The organism is Arsenicibacter sp. R0_47 (genome assembly GCF_057652235.1).
Genome location: NZ_JBYFCJ010000009.1, coordinates 14,132 through 35,798, shown reverse-complemented (window position 1 = coordinate 35,798; position 21,667 = coordinate 14,132). Strand labels below are relative to the sequence as shown.

The 21,667-nt window shown below is 54.3% G+C and carries 12 protein-coding genes; 3 read left to right on the top strand and 9 right to left on the bottom strand.

Annotation, left to right across the window (positions count from 1 at the left end; translation table 11 throughout):
- Position 1 precedes the first annotated feature (1 nt).
- The 3 genes from AC23NW_RS16915 to AC23NW_RS16905 all read right to left on the bottom strand — a co-directional run bounded on the left by AC23NW_RS16915 (position 2) and on the right by AC23NW_RS16905 (position 5,171).
- On the bottom strand, positions 2-1,474 hold the full coding sequence (locus tag AC23NW_RS16915) for a TolC family protein (RefSeq protein WP_487450812.1): 1,473 nt from the start codon (positions 1,472-1,474) through the stop codon (positions 2-4).
- Entirely contained in the window at positions 1,471-2,730 is a 1,260-nt protein-coding gene (locus tag AC23NW_RS16910) for an efflux RND transporter periplasmic adaptor subunit (RefSeq protein ID WP_487450811.1), read from the bottom strand. Before AC23NW_RS16910 ends, AC23NW_RS16915 begins: the two co-directional genes overlap by 4 nt.
- Positions 2,731-3,008: 278 nt before the next feature.
- Positions 3,009-5,171, bottom strand: coding sequence for a hypothetical protein (locus AC23NW_RS16905; RefSeq protein ID WP_487450810.1), 2,163 nt, complete (start codon positions 5,169-5,171; stop codon positions 3,009-3,011).
- 385 nt (positions 5,172-5,556) lie between these two features.
- Between AC23NW_RS16905 and AC23NW_RS16900 the strand changes: the two genes are divergently transcribed.
- Positions 5,557-9,816: an ATP-binding protein gene (locus AC23NW_RS16900; protein ID WP_487450809.1), complete on the top strand. Its 4,260-nt coding sequence runs from the start codon at positions 5,557-5,559 to the stop codon at positions 9,814-9,816.
- Positions 9,817-9,964: 148 nt separating this feature from the next.
- Positions 9,965-11,500, top strand: a complete 1,536-nt coding sequence (locus AC23NW_RS16895) for a hypothetical protein (RefSeq protein WP_487450808.1) — start codon at positions 9,965-9,967, stop codon at positions 11,498-11,500.
- 111 nt (positions 11,501-11,611) lie between these two features.
- On the opposite strand, the gene AC23NW_RS16890 is transcribed toward AC23NW_RS16895, so the two are convergent.
- The 5 genes from AC23NW_RS16890 to AC23NW_RS16870 all read right to left on the bottom strand — a co-directional run bounded on the left by AC23NW_RS16890 (position 11,612) and on the right by AC23NW_RS16870 (position 16,720).
- A complete protein-coding gene (locus tag AC23NW_RS16890) occupies positions 11,612-12,991 on the bottom strand; it encodes a hypothetical protein (protein ID WP_487450807.1) in 1,380 nt (459 codons plus the stop codon).
- 33 nt (positions 12,992-13,024) lie between these two features.
- Positions 13,025-14,101 carry a hypothetical protein gene (locus AC23NW_RS16885; protein WP_487450806.1) on the bottom strand — a complete coding sequence of 359 codons (1,077 nt, stop codon included), beginning with the start codon at positions 14,099-14,101 and terminating at the stop codon, positions 13,025-13,027.
- A 194-nt stretch (positions 14,102-14,295) separates the two neighbouring features.
- Complete coding sequence (locus tag AC23NW_RS16880; RefSeq protein ID WP_487450805.1) at positions 14,296-15,069, bottom strand: hypothetical protein; 774 nt, start codon at positions 15,067-15,069, stop codon at positions 14,296-14,298.
- A complete protein-coding gene (locus AC23NW_RS16875) occupies positions 15,069-15,485 on the bottom strand; it encodes a hypothetical protein (protein ID WP_487450804.1) in 417 nt (138 codons plus the stop codon). Before AC23NW_RS16875 ends, AC23NW_RS16880 begins: the two co-directional genes overlap by 1 nt.
- A gap of 5 nt (positions 15,486-15,490) precedes the next feature.
- A complete protein-coding gene (locus AC23NW_RS16870; protein ID WP_487450803.1) occupies positions 15,491-16,720 on the bottom strand; it encodes a sulfite oxidase in 1,230 nt (409 codons plus the stop codon).
- A 292-nt stretch (positions 16,721-17,012) separates the two neighbouring features.
- Between AC23NW_RS16870 and AC23NW_RS16865 the strand changes: the two genes are divergently transcribed.
- Positions 17,013-18,305: a DUF5690 family protein gene (locus tag AC23NW_RS16865; RefSeq protein ID WP_487450802.1), complete on the top strand. Its 1,293-nt coding sequence runs from the start codon at positions 17,013-17,015 to the stop codon at positions 18,303-18,305.
- A 210-nt stretch (positions 18,306-18,515) separates the two neighbouring features.
- On the opposite strand, the gene polA is transcribed toward AC23NW_RS16865, so the two are convergent.
- Positions 18,516-21,500: a DNA polymerase I gene (gene polA / locus AC23NW_RS16860; protein WP_487450801.1), complete on the bottom strand. Its 2,985-nt coding sequence runs from the start codon at positions 21,498-21,500 to the stop codon at positions 18,516-18,518.
- Positions 21,501-21,667: the final 167 nt, after the last annotated feature.

Here is a 21,667-nt window from a genome sequence, read left to right as displayed (position 1 = left end):
TTTACTTGAGTTTCTCGTTTCGTTCAAAATCATACAATGTCAGCAGGCGCAGGCTGTAGTAGGCCTGCCAGTAATCCCGCAGGGCCAGAATATAGTCGCGGCGGGCGCGGTCTTTTTCCTGCGTCGCAATCCCTAAATCCGTTACACTCAGGTCGCTGAGCAGAAAGCGGTTCTGCGCAATCTGATAACGTTCACTCCCGATTTTATCCGCCTCGGCGGTGAGTTTCACCTGCTGCCGGAGCATCTGAAGCAGGGTAACCTGCGTGTAAATTTCCTGCTCAAAGGTTAGCCGGTCCTGCTGAATGGCCTGTTCGACAAACTGCTGGTTGGCGCGGGCCGTTTCGGTACGGGCCTGAGCACGTCCCCACGTCATGATCGGCAGCGTAAACTGCACCTCCAGAAACTCCCGGTCCTGCGGCTGCCGGTAAATATCGGTCGGTCGCTGGCCCCGGTTCGACAGACCGAAGGCAGCATTGAGGGTGGCATTGAGGCCGTTATCGCGTTTGGCTTTGTCGAGGTCACGGTCGGCTTCGAGCTTGCGGCGCTGAAAGGCAATGGCCGCTGACCGGTTCGAAAACGCCTGCTTCAGGGCCGTTTCCATATCGACCGTAAAGTCAGTCAGCTGCGACGGAATATCCAGCACCAGTGCCCGCGCCGCCGACTGGTCGCGGTAGCCGATGTAGGTTTTCAGCTTCAGGGTCGCCACTTCCGCCGTTTGCCGCGCCGATGCGAGGTCTTTCTGCGCCGTCAGCAATCCCAGCTGAAGCTGTAGCAGGTCATTTTGTGATAGCTTGCCGAGCTTCATTTTTTCCTGCGCAATTTTGTACAGCGTATCGTTATTACTGCGGTTCTTCTCCGCAATCTGCAGATTTACCTGCGACACAAGCAGGTCGAAATAGAGCGATGTCACATTAACCGACACCTGCTCCAGCCCCTCAATGGCCTGCTGGTTACTTTCCTGATACCGGATCGGCTCAATTTTGCGGTCCCATTTCATGGTGTTGAACCGGAACAGCGGCTGCTGTATCCCCACCGCAAACGGAATCCCGTTATACAGCGTGTTGTTGCGCTGAAAATCATCGAACCGCTGCAACTGTTTCTGCACAAATACCGACCCGCCCGTCATCGGAATATTCTGGGTCAGGGCCAGATTCAGCAGCGAATTGTTGTTCGAGATCGGTACGAAATTGATGGTTCCGTCCGGCTGGGTCACCTGCGTATAGGAGCGGGTAAAGCTCGGCAGGTAGCCATCCAGACTCAGCTGAGGCTTATAATCGGCCAGAAACGAGCGGTATTTCCAGTAGTTGGTTTTAAACTGCGTCCGGACCTGCTGCGCGGCCACCGACTGCTGTTGGGCCAGCAGCACCGTTTCTTCGAGAGTCAGCAGTTGCGGCTGGGCAACGGCCATGTTAAGTGTCAGCCAGCCCGCCAGCACCATAACCAGCTTCCGGACAGCAATCAGGTCATGGCTCATTTGTCGACGGGGTTAATGGTGAGTTCTTCCAGGTGTTCGTATTCGCTCGTGTCAGTGATGATGATTTTTTCACCCGCCTGCAAACCGCTTTTAATTTCGACAAAGTCAAAGCTCGTCAGCCCGATTTCCACCTCGCGGCGAACGGCTTTGTTGGTGCCGCTCAGCACAAACACCGACTGCCGGCGTTTGCCTTTAAAAACCGGTCCGTTGGCTACCCGGACCGCCCTTGCGTTGCTGTTAGTCACCACAAATACCTCGACCTTCATGTTGGGCCGCAGCGAGGTATGGCGGTTATCGTCGAGCTGAATGGCAAACTGAACGGTGTTGTTCTGCACACTCGGCTTTACCTGGGTAATGGTGCCGCGCAGGTTAGTATCGTTGATTTTCACCACCACCGGCAACCCCGTTTTCAGCTGATCGGCGTACACATCCGAGGCCGAACCGTCGATCCTGAAACTGCCCAGATCGGCCAGTTTAGCCAGCATTTCGCCTTCGTTGACGGCCGAGCCGACGTGGTCATTCACCCAGGTGAGCACACCGGCACGGTCGGCCAGAATGTCGGCCTGTTTCAGTTTATGATCCAGCACCTTGAGGTTGGTCGATTCAATCTGCGCCTGAAGCTGTGATTCTTTCAGGCTCGCCCCCATCGACTGCCGGTTATAGGTTAGTTCATTTTCGAGTTGTTTCTTTTCAAGCAGGGCAATTTTGAGGGCGTTTTCGGCACGGGTTACGTCTTCCTGCGTACTCCCGCCGACTTTAAGCAGGCGTTTGGCATCGTCTACCTCAGCCCGTAGCTTATTGATGTTCAGGGCTTTGATCTGATCGCTGATGTCGGCATCAAACAGATTTTTATTCAGCTTCATCCGGAGCTGTTCAATGCCGTTCTGCTTCAGTTCCAGCTGGTCTTTCAGCTTTTCAAACTCGATCTGACTCAGCGATTTATCGAGTTCAATGATAGCCTGCCCAGGTTTCACCCGTGCGCCGGGTGTGAGTAAGATCCGGCGGATACTTGCCCGGATGGGGCTGGTAATGATTTGTTCGTAGGCAGGAATAACTTCGCCGGTTGCAGTGAGGGTATTTTCGACCGGCCCCACACCAGCCGTTCCGATGCGGATACGGTCGGCATCTACCGACGTTTGCAGTAATGACCGGAAGTAGATTAAACCGGCCACCACCACCACGCCAATAACGGCCACCGTTATACCCCGGCGGGTTCGGGAACGGCTTGTGATTTCAGGTGATAACTCTTTGTCCATTGGTTTGTTGCGTTACGCTCTTTCTAATAGCGAACGCAGTGCCAAACCATAAACCATTAATTATCAACCCATTTCTTCTTATCAAGGGACTTAGTACCTGTGCGAAACCGCACATCACGTTGCATTTCGCACAGGCTTTTGTGCGGAATGCACAACGCATGACAAATCCGCAGGCATTTCGTATGGTATACCCATAAACGGAAAATGCCCCCAACCCGATGCAAGGATGTGCAAGACAACCAATGCGGGTTGGGAGCATTATAAGCGATTCAGCCCGGTCAGTTGCAGCCCGTTCCGGTCACTGAAAACGTATAGCTAACCGGTGTTTGTCCGGGATTACCGGATACGGTCACCGTATATGTTCCGGGTTGATGGATGCCGGATGCTGATATGTTTTTCCCGACTATAAAATTCCGGTAAACGCTACTGAACACATACCCGCTGGTATTGGTGATTACAAATGACTTACCCCATCCCTGCCCGGAAAACGTAACGGGACAGTTGCCGGTGCTCAGCACCAGCAATGGCTGATCAATTGCCGGACTGATTACCGACAAGGCAGCTGGCGGCTCGGTCGCCGTTACGCTGATGGCCGCCGAGGCCGTTCCGGAGCAGACACCGGTTACTCCCGTTACCGAGAGCGTGGTAGCCGAGGTAACGTTTGTTAAGATCAGCGGATTAGCTGTTGATCCGTTGCTCCAGGTAAAGCTATCTGCTCCCGAGGCTGTGAGCGTGGCCGACCCGCCTGAGGTGATCGTTTGCGAGGCGGGCGAAACCGTAATCGAAGCCCCATTTAACGATTTGCCTGCACCTCCACTCATCGTTGGCGCACTACATCCTTCGACATTCACCCAGCCGGTTGAAGGCACCATATCAGGCGTACCGGATGCTGAAGCTAACCGGAAACCTCCTTGCTGTGTATATAACTCCCATTCAGAGCCTGTCCATCGGATATAGTTTTGGAAGGACGGACCATCTAACCACTGCTGCACGCCATTATAGAGCCCGTCGGGCGCATATTCCCCGTCTGCGTAGCAATCGGAAATTCCGGAAACGGTAATATTCTGCGAAGCACTACCACACGGAACACTTGATACACTCACAGCCGCACTCGCCGTAGCCGAACAAGTTCCGGTTACTCCCGTTACCGAGAGGGTTGTCGCAGAGGTAACGTCCGTCAGTACCAAAGGATTCTCCGTTGATCCGTTGCTCCAGGTGTAGCTGGTGGCGCCCGAAGCAGTCAGCGTGGCCGACCCGCCCGAGGTGATCGTCTGAGAAGCGGGCGAAACCAACACCAGGCATTGCAGCGGAGCCGCACAGCTTGACAATCCCCCATTGGTAGCAGCATAGATTGTATTGCCGGCTACAATAACGTCATTCACCACATCATCGCCCAGCCCATTGGCAGCCTTGGTGTAGGTGGTGAAGGTTTGGCCCCCATCGGTCGAGATACTCAACCCACTACCGGTAGCTGCATACACCGTTCTGCCGACGGCATACACCCCGCTTATCGGCCCTGTTCCCAGACCATTTGTTCCGCCTTCTACGCTGCTAAAGCTGTTACCACCATCTGTTGAGATATTCAAGAATCGAGAATAACCTCCATAGACGGTTGCGCTACCTGGCGTCGTGGCCGCTGGTAAGACAAACGTACCTCCTGAAGAATATACGCTACCACCGCCAAGAAATCCATCCGTCTCGCCTTTTTGAACAAATGAGTTCCCGCCATTGGTCGAAATATTGAACGCCGAGTCACCGAATCGCCCGCCTGCATAGACGGTTGCGCTACCTGGTGTCGTGGCTGCCGGCAAGACATATATAGAAGAAATAAACAAATTGGCGTATTCATTACCGGTTTGTTTCTGCACGAAGTTATTACCCCCATTGGTCGATATATAAATTCCATTTCCATAAGATGCACCATAGATGGTTGCGCTACCCGGCGTTGTAGTTGCTGGTAAGGCAAATAGTCCCGTAAGATCAGAAATATTCAGTCTGGTAGTGAAGGTTGTGCCGCCATCCGTCGAGATACTTATTCCGGCATCGGTAGCGGCATAGATGGTGGTACTGCCCGATGAAGTACCCTTCAACACATATACACTAGTTACTCTATCATCCGAGAGCCCGTTGGCTACTTTGGTTTTATTGGAAAAGGTGTTGCCGCCATCGGTCGAGATGCTCAGGCCATTATCGGTCGCGGCATAAATCGTGTTACTGGCGGGAGCGGTGGCAGTCAGCGCAAACACCGCGTTCACCACGTTGCTACCGAGGCCGTTGCCGGTGGTTTTGGTTGTATACGTTGTGCAAACGGGGCCACTCTGTGCATAGGCAGTAGCGGAGGCCAACCCGCCAAGGAAACAGATCAGCAGGAGCGCCTGCACAGCCCGTGAACGGGTCAGAAGGCGGGCTTTTACAGAAACATAAAGGGTAAACAGAGACATAGTTACGAGTGGTTTTAAGAGTACATGGATGGCACGCGCTTACGGTGGGTTTTCCGGTTTGCCATTCAGGACTGGCAGGAAACTGATGTACGAGTGCCACTGCAAAGGTCCTGCGGGTTTGGCAAACTTGCCCGAAAACATACACATACAATCCTGCCATTCTACGTATACAATCCTGCCATTGTAACCATTAATCCTATTTAAATATAAAAAATGACCGTTTTTGTGGCAATCACTGTCCGGAGCCAGGCCGGTTGCCACAACACAAAAAAGGAGGTTTACCCTCCCCTTTGTGAAGCAACATATGGTTACTTTTGTTACTTTTGATACCTGTTGTTTCCGACAAGGGACACCACCGTAACGAGAACTTTACCATTTACAGGCAATGGCCTCCTTCCTATATAATTGCCGGCAGGCTGCCTGTCTGGTCTTTTTGTTTGCATTACTGGCTAATAACGCCCCGGTCTTTAGCCAGAGCTATGCAGAGTCCGTTATCCACGCTACGTCACCGGCTTCTGATTATATCTTCCGGGTGCAGTACTTCGGGCAGCAGCCGGGTTTTGACAACCGGAACGTACTGGCTATTGGTCAGGATAAGGCTGGTTTTATCTGGGCAGGTACAACCATAAACGCTTATCGGTTCGACGGGAACCGGTTTAAGCCCCTGCCAGCGGTAAAGGGGCCGGGCCGGCGGCCGTCTACCCAGGTGTTTGATCTTACCGGAATGGATCTGGACGGTAATCAATGGTTTTTCACAGCCAACCCCAGTGGCTTCCGGCAGATTACGCTACTGCCCCAAGGCCAGTCAGAACCTGTTTTATACGATTCGCTTTTCAGAAAGCCCTTTCCGCTACAAAATGAAGCTATTCAACCCGCTACCCGCGAATCATCGGATACGGCTAAGGCAACGCTCCGGTATATCGCGACTGAATCCAACACCCGTGGCCTTTGGGAAATCGGCCGGAACGGTACGGTCCGGCGGATCTACCGCCTGTCTGACCGTACCGGCATCCGGCACCTGCATCAAACTCCCGGCGGGACCCTGCTGGCAACGGTTTCTGACCTGATCACAAACCGCATCAGTTTACTGGAAATTTCCACCAGCGGGAAACTCCTGCGGCAACTGCCCTTACCGGACCAGCTGGCTGCGTTTCACGTCGATGAAAAAGGGGCAATTTATCTGTACCGGAAAGTGCTGGGCTATGAGTTACCGGCAACCTGGCCGCATCTGGAACCGGCCCGGCTTGACAAATTTCTGTACCGGATGTCGCCGGCGGGAGAGCTGACTACCCTGCCCATTGCGCTCCCTGCAGGTTTGTTTCAGGTCTCTGCTCAGGAAAATTTTACCGGTATACAGGCCACCTACGACGCTTTCCGCAACCTGTTCTGGGTCAGGACCAAAACCGTTCTATTTGCCTGGCACCCGACGCATGGCGTCGTATTCGACGACCGTGCAGCCGGCGCTCCCCTGGCAACCACCCACGACCTGACCAGCCTGTTTATTGACCGCACGGGTTCTGTCTGGGCAGGCTCTTCGGAAGGGATTTTTCTGATTACAGCCGAAAAAAGTCAGTTCAGGCGCTATTTGTATACCCCGGCTCAATCCAGTTCGTCGCCCGGCTTCGCGATTCGCGGCATCCTGCAACTGGGAAACGAATTATGGGTCAACTCCTCGACTACGCAGCGGGTGAATCTTACCACCAACGCGTATACACCGCTGAGGAGTATATCCAATCCTGACAACTATCCCGTGCGGGGAATGTATCCCATGCTTCGGGGGAACGATGGTTTTATCTGGTCGGGGGCCCGCAGCCTTGTCCGGCTCGATCCGGCAACCCGCGAGCACCGCGAATTTATGCTTCCAGCCCCTAACTACGTATATGCCCTCTGGCAGGACGGACGGCAGCGGATCTGGGTTGGTACTGAATCGGGCCTGAACCTTTTTGACCCGAAAACCGGACAAAGCTCGATTTTCAGGCGTTACAACCGGTTTCCGGAACTGGCCCATAATGCCATCTACGGCTTTTTTCCTGACAAACAGGCGGGTGGTATCTGGATCGCCGCCTCGTCGGGTCTGTACCTTCTGGATACCCTCCGCGGCATTGTGGCCCGGTATAGTGATCAACTCCCTGCTCCGTTTCAGCTGCCCGCTACCCAGATTAACTGGGTGCATGCAGACCGTGATGAACCAGGGGTTTACTGGCTGGCTACGCGGGGTGAAGGGCTGATCCGGTGGACCAGGCGGACCGGACAAACACAGGTCTTCACGCAACGGCAGGGATTGCCTGATAATACCATTTACAGCATCGACGAAGACGCCCGGCACCGGCTTTGGTTGCCTACCAATGCCGGATTAGCCTGTTTCGGGAAACAGGCGCCGCATCAGGTGCAGATTTATATGCCGAAAGACGGCATCGCCCATGAGGAATTCAACCTGATGGCCCGCTGGAAAGCCAGGGACGGACAACTGTTTCTGGGTGGTCTCAACGGCATAACGGCTTTCAGACCCGACCAGATGGGCGCGGACTTACCGCATACCTTCCCGCTGCTGGTCACGAACTTCCAGCTCCTCGACACCCGAACCGGCCTGATGACCGACACGCTGAACCATTTTCTGGCCAATAAACAAGTCCGGCTACAACCGACCGACCGGTCGTTTGTACTGTCGTTTGCCATACCTGATTATCGATTCACGAAGAATGCGCGGCTTTGGTACCGTATCCGCGGCTGGCAGGATACCTGGGCCGTTCAGCCCGGCATGGACCTGCACATTATCGGCCTGCCCCCGGGCACCTACCAGCTGGAAACGCGTGTACAGGCAGCAGGCGGTCAATGGCTTACCGACGTTTTATCCATACCGGTAACTGCCCTCGCTCCTTTTTATCAACAGCTTTGGTTTTACCTGACCGGTCTGTTCGTGTTTCTCCTCGCAGGTACCCTGGTTGTCCGTTGGCGTACCCGGAAGCTGATAGCCAGGAACGAGCAGCTGGAAGCAGAGGTACTGCGCCGGACGCAGCACATTGAAGCCGACAAAATCCTGATTGAGCAGCAATCGGCCCGCCTCCGGGAAAACGCCGAACTGAAAACCCGTTTCTTTACCAACGTAACCCACGAGTTCAGAACCCCGCTGACCCTGTTGATGGGGCCCATTAACTACCTGGCGAAACACGTTACCGATCCGACAGCGACTGAACTGCTCACAGTCATGAAGCGCAATGCCTACCAGCTACTGACGCTGGTCAATAACGTGCTCGATCTGACTAAAGTTGACGCAGGCCGGCTGCTGCTGCTGGAAAAACCGACCGATGTGGCCGTGCTTATTCGCCAGCAGCTTAGCCTGTTTGCGGCACAGGCAGCCTACAATGAGGTACAGTTGAAGGCTGACATTCCTCAATCGGATTCATGGTATCGGATGGATGCCGAAAAAGTAGACACAATTCTTAAAAACCTCATTGCCAACGCACTGCGATTCACTAAATCAGGCGGCCAGATTACAGTGTCCCTGTGTACAGAAGCAGACGTGATCCGGATGTCAGTCCGGGATACAGGCATTGGTATTCACCCCGGCGATTTACCGTTTATTTTTGAGCGTTACTACCAATCGTCCCGACCGGATGTTCCGTTGCAGGGCGGCACAGGCATTGGTCTGGCCATTGCTGCCGATTTTTGCCGGCTCTGGGGTGGTCAGCTAACGGTTGAGTCGCCACCGGGCGTTGGCAGCACCTTTACGCTGACGTACCCGCTGCAACCGGTAGCCGCGCCGGCCCAACCAACTGCACCGGAAGCGTTACCGGTTGCGGCGCCACAACCGGCAGCTGCTGTAGCCGCCAATCACCGGCCGGTTTCTGCTACAGACCGGATCCTGATTGTGGAGGACAACCTGGATATGGCAGCCTATATATCCTCGTTATTGACGCCTCATTACCAAACCAGAACCGCCGCGAACGGACAGTTGGCCATTGACTGGCTGACTAGTTGCAGCCCGGACGAATTACCACAGCTCATTATCACCGATATGATGATGCCGGAGCTCGATGGTATGGGGCTGATTGGTGAAATTCGCAGACACCCCACGCTGAACACCATCCCGCTGATCATGCTTACCGCCCGGACAGATGCAAACCTGCGGCTAAAAATACTGGAACTGGGCGTTGCCGATTTTCTGACCAAACCATTTGTCGGCAGTGAATTGCTGACGCGCATTGCCAATCTGCTCGAGCGAGGCCGCGAACAAACTACCTGGCAGCTTACGTCCGACAACCAGGAAACGCCTATTGCTGGCAGAACCGAACCGGAAGCGAACTGGTTATTAGCCCTTGAACAACATATTCAGGCCAATCTGTCGGATACGGACTTTAAGAATAGTTCGCTGGCCGACCTCATCCATGTCAGCGAACGTCAGCTCTACCGGCTTATTAAAGTCAATACGGGATTTACGCCGAATCAGTTTATTCAGGAAATACGCCTGCAATCGGCAAGAGAATGGCTCGAAAACGGCAAGGTAAGTACGGTAAAAGAAGCCTGCTATGCGGTGGGCTTTCAGCAGGTTTCGTACTTCTCCCGCATCTTCCAGCAACGGTTTGGCCTGTATCCCAGCGAAATCCGCCCGACCAAAGAACCTGCTGAAAGTTACGTGACACTGTAAAAGCATTGTCTTTTGGGAAAACAATGGTTGTTACGGTAGCCATGTGGCCTGTATTGGTATATATTCCTGTAAATCCAGCCGGGCCAATAGCCTGTCAGCCGTGTTCAGGCGTATCATTCTTATTCTAACGCCTTGACCATTCGCTCCGATGCGTACCTTTTTCCGGATTTTTCTGCTGATTATTGTCCTGCTGCTACTTGTCTGCGGAGGCACCTTTCTGTATCGTAGCCGCGACCGGCAGCCGGGCTACAGCCTCAACCTCGACATAAAACCGGTTGCACCCAAAGGGGTAAAAGCCGGTTTTGCAGCCCTGAAAATTACCCCGGCGCTTCCCGATACCTGGACGGATAAAAACAACGACGCCAAATATTCGGAGGAGGATGGCGACACCTATCAGGACCGCAATAACAACGGCAAATTCGATGCGTTCTGGATGGCCGGCTTCCATAGCCAGCGCCCTGCCAACGGCATTCACGACGACCTCTGGGTACGGGCCGTCGTGATCGACGACGGGCAGACACGGATGGCCATTGCGGCCGTCGATGTACTGGGGCTGTCTCACAACAACGTTGTCAGTATCCGGAAAGCACTACCGGCCGAAGCGGGCATTACCTACAGCATCGTCTGCAGTACACACAACCACGAAGCCCCGGACATGCTCGGCATGTGGGGTGAAAGCATGTTTAAAACCGGCGTGAACGCGGAGTACCAGGCGTTCATTGAGCAGCAGGTAGTGAAGGCGATTACGGAAGCCGCCAGGGGCCTGCAACCGGCACGGCTGCGTTTTGTACAGGACCTGAGCGGGGCCGACACGCTGATTAAAGATACCCGCAAACCGGTTGTCAAGGACGCGGGCCTGTATATGATGCAGGCGCTGGCCGCCGACAAGGATAGTACGCTGGGTTCACTGGTGGTCTGGGGCAACCACCCCGAAACATTGTGGAGCAAAAATCTCGACATCACCTCCGACTTTCCGCACTATGTCCGGACTTACCTAGAAAAAGACCTCGGCGGCACGGTGGTCTATGCGTCCGGTTGTGTCGGTGGGTTAATGACGACCCATCCCAGCCAACCGGTGCAGGACCCGCGAACCGGTAAACAGATCCTGGAACCTTCGTTTGAGAAAGCCGACGCTGAGGGCCGTCAACTGGCGAATCTGGCCCTGAACGCCCTGAAAAGCGATACGGGCAAAGCCGTTTCAGCCATCAACATCCGCCTGCTGGCCCATACGTTTGAGCTGCCGCTCGACAACAATATGTTTAAACTTGGCGTGGCCCTCGGCCTGCTGAAATTCGGGTATAGCAGCTGGGGCAATCTCCGGACCGAGATTGCCGGCTTTACGATCAATTCGGCAGCCGGGCCATTAGCCAGCTTCCTGACCATTCCGGGTGAGTTGTATCCGGAAATTGCCAATGGCGGAGTGCAGCAGCCTGAAGGTGGTGACTTTGGCATTGCGCCGGTTGAAACGCCCCCGCTGCGGAATCTGATGAAGGGAAAATATAAGTTTGTCCTGGGCCTCGCGAATGATGAGTTGGGATATATTGTCCCGAAAAGTCAGTGGGATACCGAAGCGCCGTTTACGTACGGGCTTCAGAAATCGCCGTATGGGGAGGTTAACTCGGTCGGGCCGGAAACCGCCCCCCGAATTCATCACGAAGCGGTTAGTTTGTTGAAGAGGCTGTAGACACTAAAAACTCCCCGAGAGCTTAAAGCTCTCGGGGAGTTGGTTATCGAAAATAAGACGCAAGATGTTGCCTATCGAAAATGAGCAAATGAGACGCAAAATGTTGCGTCTCTACGAGAGGTCTTCTGAAATAAATTTCCGCAGGGCCTGATGCGGGCGAAGGCCGTTTTTGGTACCGTTGCCGTTCACCGTAAAGGCGCGTTCGGGCGAGGCCGATTTAGCGCGGCTGGCCAGATTGGCCGTCGAAAAATACCCGGCTTTAACCTGCTGCCATTCTTCCTCAGACATGGCGCCACGGGCCGCCTCCCCTTTTACATAGCCGTCGTTGAAGCTATTGATCCGGCTGTCAGTCTGGCTAATCCGGGCTTCCGCCACCAGATCGCGGAGTTCAGCTTCCAGCGTTTTCTGTTTCGTTTTTAACTCGTCCAGCGACGGCAACAGCACAAGCTCATGTTCCAGCACCGACTTACGCGTCAGCTGAGCGGCCAGTTCCTGTTCGGCCGGAATCAGTTCTTTATTCAGCCGCTTCATGCGCCGGCGCAGTTTCCAGAACCGGATATCAGCCTGTAACCAGCGGAACCAATAAGCCGAGAGGACCGGCAAGGCAATGCCCAGACAGACCGCCCCCGCCAGCGCAAACAGAATCCCGCTCAGCACAAACGACAGCAATGCCCACGGACTGTTTACCAGCACCAGATTCAGGGACTCAGACTCCTGCAGCTGCTTTTCGATTTTGCTCATCACGGCAGGGCTTAACTCCTGCACCGCTCCGGTCGCGTCTACCGGCGCACCCGTAATCTGGAGCTGCCGCACCGATTTATTGATCGCCGCCTTCAGCTGATCGGTCCGGTAAGCTTCGTACCGGAACCAGCCCAGTACCGCCAGCGTCAGGATAGAGAACACGGCCAGAGCCAGTTTAAACTTCTCGTACTTCGAACGGTTTTTTTCAGGTTCTTCTTGATAGGGCTTTTCGATAAGCCGGTCATAAGCCGGTTTGAGCAGGATCGATACCATCGCCAGACCGACCGCAAAGGCCCATGCCTCGTTGGTGTCCCGGATATTGAGCGCATAGGCCACAATCTCGTGCGAAATGATCAGGTCACCGGCCACAAAGGCAATACCGGCCACCAGAAACAGCAAACCGCCCAGCAAGGAGTAGTCGGGAGACGCCTTATCCCGGCGAACCTGCAACCGTTCGCGTTCATCATCAATGGCTTTACGGTCGTTGTTCAGCCGTTCGGTCCGGGCCGACTGTACACTCAGCTTCAGCAGGTGATCCTGCAACTGACTGTAGGTTGTTTTATGATTTTCGGTTGCTTCGGCCAGCGTTTGTTCTACTTTCTGTAGCTCCTCACGCGTGTGACGGGTCTGCTCGGTCAGCCATTCATAATTGACCTGACTGGACAGATACCCTTCAAAATTGGTCCGGTCAACCCCTTCAACACCACTGCTATAGCCATGCTGAAAATCCTGATTCTGTGTTGGTTCCATCTGAAAATACGATTATGCCAGGCAGCACCGCGATTACTGACCGTCAAGAATTTCCTTTTGCTGCTTCTCGGTCAGGCGCGATCGTAATTGCCGGGCCAGATTAAACTCACTGATAAACAGACTAACAAGCATATCGCGCCGGGCGTTCAACCGGTCGAGACTGGCCTCAGCGCGGTTCAGGTTAGGGAGTATCTGCCACTTCTGCGCACGGATGTCGTCGATCTCCCGTTTCAGCTGCTGGATTTCAGATTCCCAACCGGCCAGTTTTGTGCGTTTATCCGTGTCCAGTAACTGATTAGTGGCATGCGTACGCAGGTCGCGGTGCAGGACGGTCAACGTACCTAGCAGCAATTTACCCGCCAGCAAAAACAGGAAAAAGATAAAGACAAATAAGGCCACCGCATTCAGCACCGGCTGGGTTTGCAGCGCCTGCACGAGCACAAAAAACGAAGCCGCCAGCGGTAAACCCACTTCTTCCAGCAGGCGGCGGGGCGTTACGGGTGCTGACGTCTCGTGCAAAAACGAGGTACGGCTGAACAGGTTAAACATACCCGCCAGAAACACACCAATAGAAATCAGGGCGCTGTTGCGCGGAAAGGCAGGCAGCAGCGTATCGGCAATCAGAAAATAATTGCCTGTACACATGACCACCGAAATGGCCAGGCCAGCCAGCGTCCGGGGCAGGTGATGCTCGGCGGGTTGCCGGTTTTCGAGGCCCGAATGCTTGTGCTCCAGCTCACCGATCAGGTTTTCTTTCTGTTCAATGAACAGGTTCAGTTCCCCGATCTGCTCGTTATACCGTTCGACCGTACGCTCCAGATCGGCCGTGCGATGGGCAAAATAATGTTTGATCAGCGCCACTTTTTCGTCGGCGCGGGCTTCTGACAAGCCAAACAGCACCGCTTCGTCGCGCAGCAGATCTTCGTCTTCAAGCCAGGCGGGTACAGTATCAGCTACCACCGGCACATCAGCCGGTACATGTATGGTTTCCTGTTTGTCCGAAAACGGCAACGGGACAGGCACGGGCCGGACAGTGTTACCCGTCGGGGCCGGTTCTGCCACAACCGTCACCGGTATGTTTGGTTGTTGTTTACCTGCTGGTCGAAACAAATTCCTGAATCGTTCAGTCAATGTCATCGTATCGTATCGGCTACTTATCCGATTTGCTCTTTGTGTATAACGCCGGAGAACAGGCCAAAATTACCTGACAGCCAGCCGGTAAGCGGCTTTCCGGTATGTCAGCCTCTATCGTTCGGCGCTTAAATATGAAAAAATCCCGCCAATATCGGGCCAAAAAACGCGGTCTAGAGGCTAAAAACACGTTTCAGCGAATTCCAGAGCGCCCGTTTCAGGTTCTGGTCGGCCTCCACGGTTGGCAAGGAGTCGGCCATCAGAAACGAAATGCCCTCGAAGCGGACCGGCTGATAGCGATCCATCATAATGTCAAGCCCGATCTTGCGGAAGGGTACCCCAAACGTAATGAAGTGGTGGATGTACTTTCCGCGCAGCAGATCCGCAAAGTCAATGTGCCCGATGCGGTGCAGATTCAGCAGTTCAACCCCGTCAAGATTGAGATTAACGGCTTTCAGAATTTTTTCCAGGAACAATAAATCACTGGCGGTCAGCTCTTCATCCGCCAGAATCAACACTTTCTGATTAATGACCGGCGGTGCTGATTGGGATACCGGCGGTTGCGGCACCGGTGCCGGCTCAGGGGCAACGGCAATCACCGGCGCGGGCTGTATCTGTACTACCGGCACTGGCATCGGTACGGGTTCCGGTTCAACCTCCGGGGCTACAACCGGACTGACTACGGCAGGTTGGACCACGACAGGCCGAGCCACGATAGGCCGGGCCACGACTGGCTGCGGTGTAATTACGTCCATCACAACCGGCGGCGCAATGGTTACCGGTTCAACAACCATTACCGGCTCAGACAGCTCAGGTTGAGCGACCGGTTCGGTGGCCGCCGGAATCACGCCTTTGTATTCCGGATTTACGCCCGCAAACATGCGTTCATCCAGCCGGAACAGCTGGTCGCCCTGATAGAGTGTCTGATAAAAATGCTTTACTGACATTACTCACTTTTCAATTCGTACCACTTCACCTCTTTCAACGGCATTCGCCTTCCGTCGAATGTTTTTTGCTCCGGCCCGTAATATTTGACCAGATAATCCAGCACTTTGGGTTCCGATTCACCTAAGTCCCAAAGTTTCTGTGTCCGCTGCATCCAGCGTATTTTCTCTTTCCAGCCGTCCCGTGTAAACCGGTTCTGGATAATCAGTTTCGGCGAATGACAGGACGTACAATGTGCTTTTACCAGCATAAGCTGTTCATCCATGGCCATCCCCGTTTCCGGATCTTTCTTTACCGAATCAGCCGTCATCACCGCTTTCGCGGCGGCCTTAACCGGCAATTTTTCAGCCGGTTGCACAAAGGCAGCGAGGCCGGTGACGACTGTCAGTGTTAGTAGGATTGCGTGCAGTTTTCTCATAACGATTACACGAGTTTAACGGCAATCCGGTGACAGGCATTGTTGCAGTAGCCTTCGGGGTTCCACTGTGGCATTACCATAGGCTGGGCCACACCGGCATCGTCAACGGCCTTCGCCCAGATTTCGTAATAGCCTTTCTGCGGCAACCGGATTTCTGTAGACCACTGCTGCCACGCAAGCCGGTTTTTCGGAGCTTTCAGGGTTGTTTTCTGCCAGGTAGCGCCAAAATCGACCGATACCTGCACCTCCCGTACGGCCCGGTCACCGGCCCACGCATGGCCGCGCAACGCAATTGACTGCCCGACCGGCACCGTCGCTCCGGTTTTCGGGAACGTAATCAGCGATTTCACCGGCATCGACTCAATGATTTTGAACTCGCTTTCCGGCGGATCGTAGCCCGGCTCAACGGGATTAATGGGTACCTTATAACTCTTACCCGTCATTTTCGTTCCATCGTGCACTTTATTCCGGACCGAAATCGTGTGCAGCCACTTACCCGAAACCGACGCCGGCCACCCGCCGATCACAAGCCGCAGCGGATAGCCGTGGGCCATCGGAATGTCCTGTCCGTTCATGGCCCAGGCAATCAGGGTTTCATCTTCCAGCGCCTTCCGCATCGGTACGCCGCGCGAAATCGGCGATTGCTTCGGATCAAGGCTCAGGTGCAGGTCGCGGCCGTAATAACCGATGTAAACGGCATCGTCTTTCAGCCCCACATCGGCCAGAATATCTTTCAGGCGGACACCGGTCCATTCGGCACAACTCACCGCCCCGTCGCCCCACTGGTTACCGGCTGTTTTCGGGTAATAGTTCGCCCGCCCGTTACCGGCACATTCAAGTACCAGCTGGTAGGTATGGGGTTTAAATTTCTTTTTCAGATCGGCCAGGGTGTATGTCTTTGATGCCTTCACCGATTCACCGTTGATGGTCAGTGTCCATTTGGCCGCATCAACGCTTTCCGGCATCAGCCCGTTGTTGCGGATGAACATTTTGTCGGCCGGCGTTACAGCGTCATCCAGCAAATGCGGTACCGCTTCTACGTTCCAGGGCTTATTGTTCAGCACCAGCATGTCCTTGTGTTTTGCCGGCATCGGGTCCGGCTCCGTCCCGAACACAACGGGCAGGTAATTGGCCGGCATCCGGTCAGCAAACACAATGTCGGTGCCCAATAGCGTAGTCATGGTTGCCAGGGCTGAACGTTGCAAAAAGCCCCGACGGTCGAAAAGATGATTCATTTTATAATTCAGGGTTATTTATTGGGGTTGCTGTTAGGTTCTGGGTTACTGTTGGTTCTGAGTTGCTGATGGTTCTGTTGGTTCTGAGTTAGTAGTGGTGGCATGCCACCAGCCCAGTTCACTCTTTCACCGCAGCGGCGGGCCGCTCTTTCACTCTTTCTCTCTTTCTCTCTTTAATTCCCAAAGATAACGCCGTTAACAGAAAGATAACGCATGCGGGTTGCGATCCAATCCATATATTGTGGGCTGAAAACGGGCCGTACGGCCGCTCATCCGACAAACAATCCTGTTCATGGTAACCCAACCTGTTCAACCGCCTGCTTTTTTACGGAACCCGACGGCCTTTATGCTCTTTGGCACCGTGGCAGCGTTCTGCACCTACGCCTGTATGTATGCGTTCCGCAAAGGCATCACCGCCGTTACGTTCGAAGGAATGGAATTTGCGGGGGTCAGTTATAAAATCTGGCTGATCACGGCTCAGATTCTCGGCTATGCGTCATCGAAAGGACTGGGTATCAAGATCGTATCGGAGATGTCGCCGGCCAAACGGGCGATGAACCTGTTGCTGTTTGTCAGTATTGCCCTGCTCGCGTTGCTTGGGTTTGCGCTGGTACCTGCGCCCTACAACATCCCGTTTCTGTACCTGAACGGCCTGCCGCTCGGCATGGTCTACGGCGTGGTGTTAGGCTTTCTGGAAGGCCGCAAACAGACCGATGCATTGGTAGCCGGGCTGACGGCGTCGTTCATCTTTGCCTCCGGTTTTGTCAAAACCGTCGCGCTGACCATCAAAAGCAGCTGGGGTGTTACCGAATTCTGGCTTCCGTTCGTGACAGGCTCACTCTTTGTGCTCCCGATGCTGATTTCGGTCTATGCACTGACCCTCCTGCCACCTCCTACCGAGGAAGATAAAGCCCTCCGCACCGAACGGCGCCCGATGACGAGCAACGAGCGCCGGACCTTTATCCGGACCTTCCGGCCGGGGTTGGTTATGCTCATTATTTCGTACGTGTTCCTGACAGCCTTCCGCGACTTCCGCGACAATTTCGGACCGGAGATTCTGGCGGGCGCAACGAGTGACGGAGCCCCGCTGAGTCCCGCAATTTTTGCCAAAACCGAGACACTGGTGGCCGTCGGGGTACTGATTCTGATGGCGGGGCTGCAACGGGTGAAAGATAATTTCCAGGCGTTCACGCTGGTCAACGGCATGATCCTGGCAGGTGGTCTGCTGGTGGGCGTCAGTACCTGGGTTTACCAGAGCGGCCACCTGTCGGCAGGCAACTGGTTTCTGCTGACAGGGCTTGGCCTTTACATGGCCTATGTGCCCTGCAACGGCTTATACTTTGAGCGGATGGTGGCGACGTTCCGCTATGTCAGCACCGTTGGCTTTCTGGTAACGCTGGCCGACTGGTACGGTTACCTGGGCAGTGTCGGAGTATCGTTGTACAAAAATTTCGGGCAGGCCAACATCAGCTTCCACGACTTTTTCCTGTACGGCGCCTACGTCCTGGCCGCTTTTTATACCCTCATGGTGGTGGGATCGTATGTGTATTTCCGGGGCAAATACGAGGCATTTCAGAAGGCCTGATCTGATTTGCCCTGCTCCATTCCCGTACGGGCGACCCCACGTGGTCGCCCAATGTTCCCACGTGGTTGCCCATTGTTCCCATGTGGTCGCCCATTGTTCCCATGTGGTCGCCCAATTCATTGATTATATATTTGGGCGACCATTGTATTGATTAAAAAGGGCGACCACGTGGGGTCGCCCGTACGGGAGCACAATCAGAATCAATGATTATTAATGCGCTTCCAGCCAATTGTCACCGGTGCCGATGCCGGTTTCCATCTTCACGGCCATCGGAATGGCGTTGCGCATGATGTTGTCGACGTTTTCACGCAGCATGTCCAGTTCGGACCGGTGTGCGTCGAAGACCAATTCATCATGCACGGTCAGGATCATCTTTGATTTGAGGTGGTTCGCCTGCATGAAGTCGTGGATCTGAATCATGGCAATCTTCAGCATATCGGCCGCACTCCCCTGAATCGGAGCATTGATGGCGTTGCGCTCCGCAAACTGGCGGTCGGTCTGATTGCGGGAGTTGATGTCGCGCAGGTACCGGCGGCGGCCGAGAATCGTTTCTGCGTAGCCGCAGTTCCGCGCCTTTTCGATGGTTTCATCCATGTACCCTTTCACGGCGGCAAACTGCGCAAAGTAATCGTCGATAATCTGAGCGGCTTCTTTCCGCGGAATTTTCAGGCGCTGTGCCAGCCCGAAGGCCGAAATACCGTAGATAATCCCGAAGTTGATGGTTTTGGCTTTCCGGCGCATGTCACCCGTTACCTCGCCAATCGGCACTCCGAACACTTTACTTGCCGTACTGGTGTGAATGTCAATGCCATTGTTAAAGGCATCGAGCATGGTCTGGTCACCGCTGAACGCAGCCATGATCCGCAGCTCAATCTGCGAGTAATCGGCCGACATGATCACGAACTCCTCCGAACGCGGCACAAACGCCTTGCGGATTTCCTTGCCCCGTGGCGTCCGGATCGGAATATTCTGCAAATTCGGGTTGGTCGAACTCAGCCGGCCCGTTGCTGCCACCGCCTGATTAAACGACGTGTGAATCCGGCCGTCCCGCTTACTGATCAGCAACGGCAGGGCATCCACGTAGGTATTTTTCAGTTTCACCAGCTCGCGGTAATCCAGAATTTTCCGGGCGATTTCGTGCTCTTCTTCCAGCTTCGAGAGAATTTCCTCGCCGGTCGCATACTGGCCCGTCCGGGTTTTCTTGGCGTTTTTGTCCAGTTTCAGGCGCTCAAACAGGATTTCACCCAGCTGCTTCGGCGACCCGATATTGAACTCACTGCCGGCAATGGTATAAATCTCCTGCTGCACCTGCCGGATATCGACGTCCAGCGTTGCCGACAGATCGGCCAGCGCCTTCTGATCGACGCGGACGCCTTCCAGCTCAATATCAGCCAGTACGTTAACCAGCGGCATTTCAACCTGCTCAAACAGTTTGTTCAGGCTGTCTTTTTCGAGCAACGGCGCAAACATTTCCTTCAATTGCAGTGTGATGTCAGCATCTTCAGCCGCGTATTCGACCACCTTCTGCATCTCCACGTCGCGCATGGTCAGCTGCTTCGGCCCTTTTTTACCAATCAGTTCTTCAATCGACACCGGATGGTAGTTCAGGTAAGTCATGGCCATAATGTCCATGTTATGACGCTGTTCCGGCTCAATCAGGTAGTGGGCCAGCATGGTGTCGAACAGTTTACCCTGCACCTCAACACCGTATTTTTTCAGCATCAGGATATCGTATTTCAGGTTCTGCCCGATTTTTCCGACCGCCGGATTCTCAAGCACTCCTTTGAATACATCGACAATCGCCTGTGCTTCGTCTTTATCGGCCGGTACAGGCACGTAGAAGGCTTCCCCCTTCCGGTACGCAAACGACAGCCCCACCAGATCGGCCTCAACCGGATCAACCGCCGTGGTCTCTGAGTCAAAGCAGAACGATTCCTGCAAGCTCAGGTAGTAGGCCAGATCCTGCCGTAATTCAGGGGTATCCACCAGCCGGTAATCGTGGCGGACGGTATGAATGGTTTCGCGGCGGTCCGATAGCTCAGGGGTTCCGGCTTCGTAGGGCACTTCCAGAAAGGCAGGCTGCTCCCCGTCAGTGGCCACTTCGTTCGTCACCTGGTCCGGCGTAGCTGACGCACCCGACGCGACCGGTATCTGCACCGGCTGAGCAGTTGTATCACTGTCGCCAAAGTCGAACGGCAGGCCTTCTGTTCCCGACGGTGTAGGAGCCACCGGTGCAAATAAGTCCATCTGACCCGCCGGTGCGGCTTTCGCGGCCGGCTTTGCGGTCGTTGCCGCTTTGGCCGCCGGAGCCGCCTCATAGTCAGTACCCAGTAACCGCCCTTTCAGCTGACGAAACTCCAGTTCGTCCATCAGCGCAGACAAGCGCGGTTTATCATATTCCTTGAGTTGAAGCGCTTCCGGATCAAACGGAATCGGCACATCGAGGTGAATCGTCGCCAGTTGTTTCGACAGCAAACCCTGTTGCGCAAAATTGACGACGTTCTCCTTTTGCTTTCCTTTCAGCTTATCGGCACCGGCAATCAGGTTTTCAACGGTTCCGAACTCCGCAATCAGTTTCTGCGCCGTTTTTTCGCCTACACCCGGGATGCCCGGGATATTGTCGACCGCATCACCCATCAGTCCGAGGATGTCGATCACCTGATCCACCCGCTCGATCTGCCAGCGGTCCAGAATCTCGGCTACACCCAGTTTTTCGGCCGGTTTGCCCATAAAGGCCGGTTTGTAGATAAAGACGCAATCGTTGACCAGCTGCCCGTAATCTTTATCGGGCGTCATCATATAGGTCTCAAACTCACCGGTAGCACAGGCCTTTTGCGACAGTGTCCCGATGATATCGTCAGCCTCGTACCCATCCAGCCATAACAGCGGGATGTTCATTGCTTCCACGATCTGTTTGATGTACGGAATCGCTACGGTAATATCCTCCGGCTGCGACTGCCGGTTGGCCTTATACTGATCAAACTGCTCATGCCGGAACGTTTTTTTCGACGTATCGAAGGCCACGCCGATGTGGGTAGGCTTTTCCTTGGTCAGCACCTCCAGCAGGGAGTTCATAAACCCAAAGATACAGCTGGTATTCAGGCCACGGGTGGTAATCCGGGGGCTTTTATTGAATGCAAAATGTGCCCGGTAGATCAGGGCCATTGCATCGAGAAGAAATAATTTCCGGTTCATAAAAATCTGACAGGCAGCAGCTTTGTTGTTTTTTCAATTGACAGAATTACAGGATATACGGATTATCGAGTACATCTTATCCTGTTCATCACGTAATCATGTCTGGCGATCTTTTTTTGACAGGATTACAGGATTTACGGATTATTGAGTGCATCTTATCCTGTTCA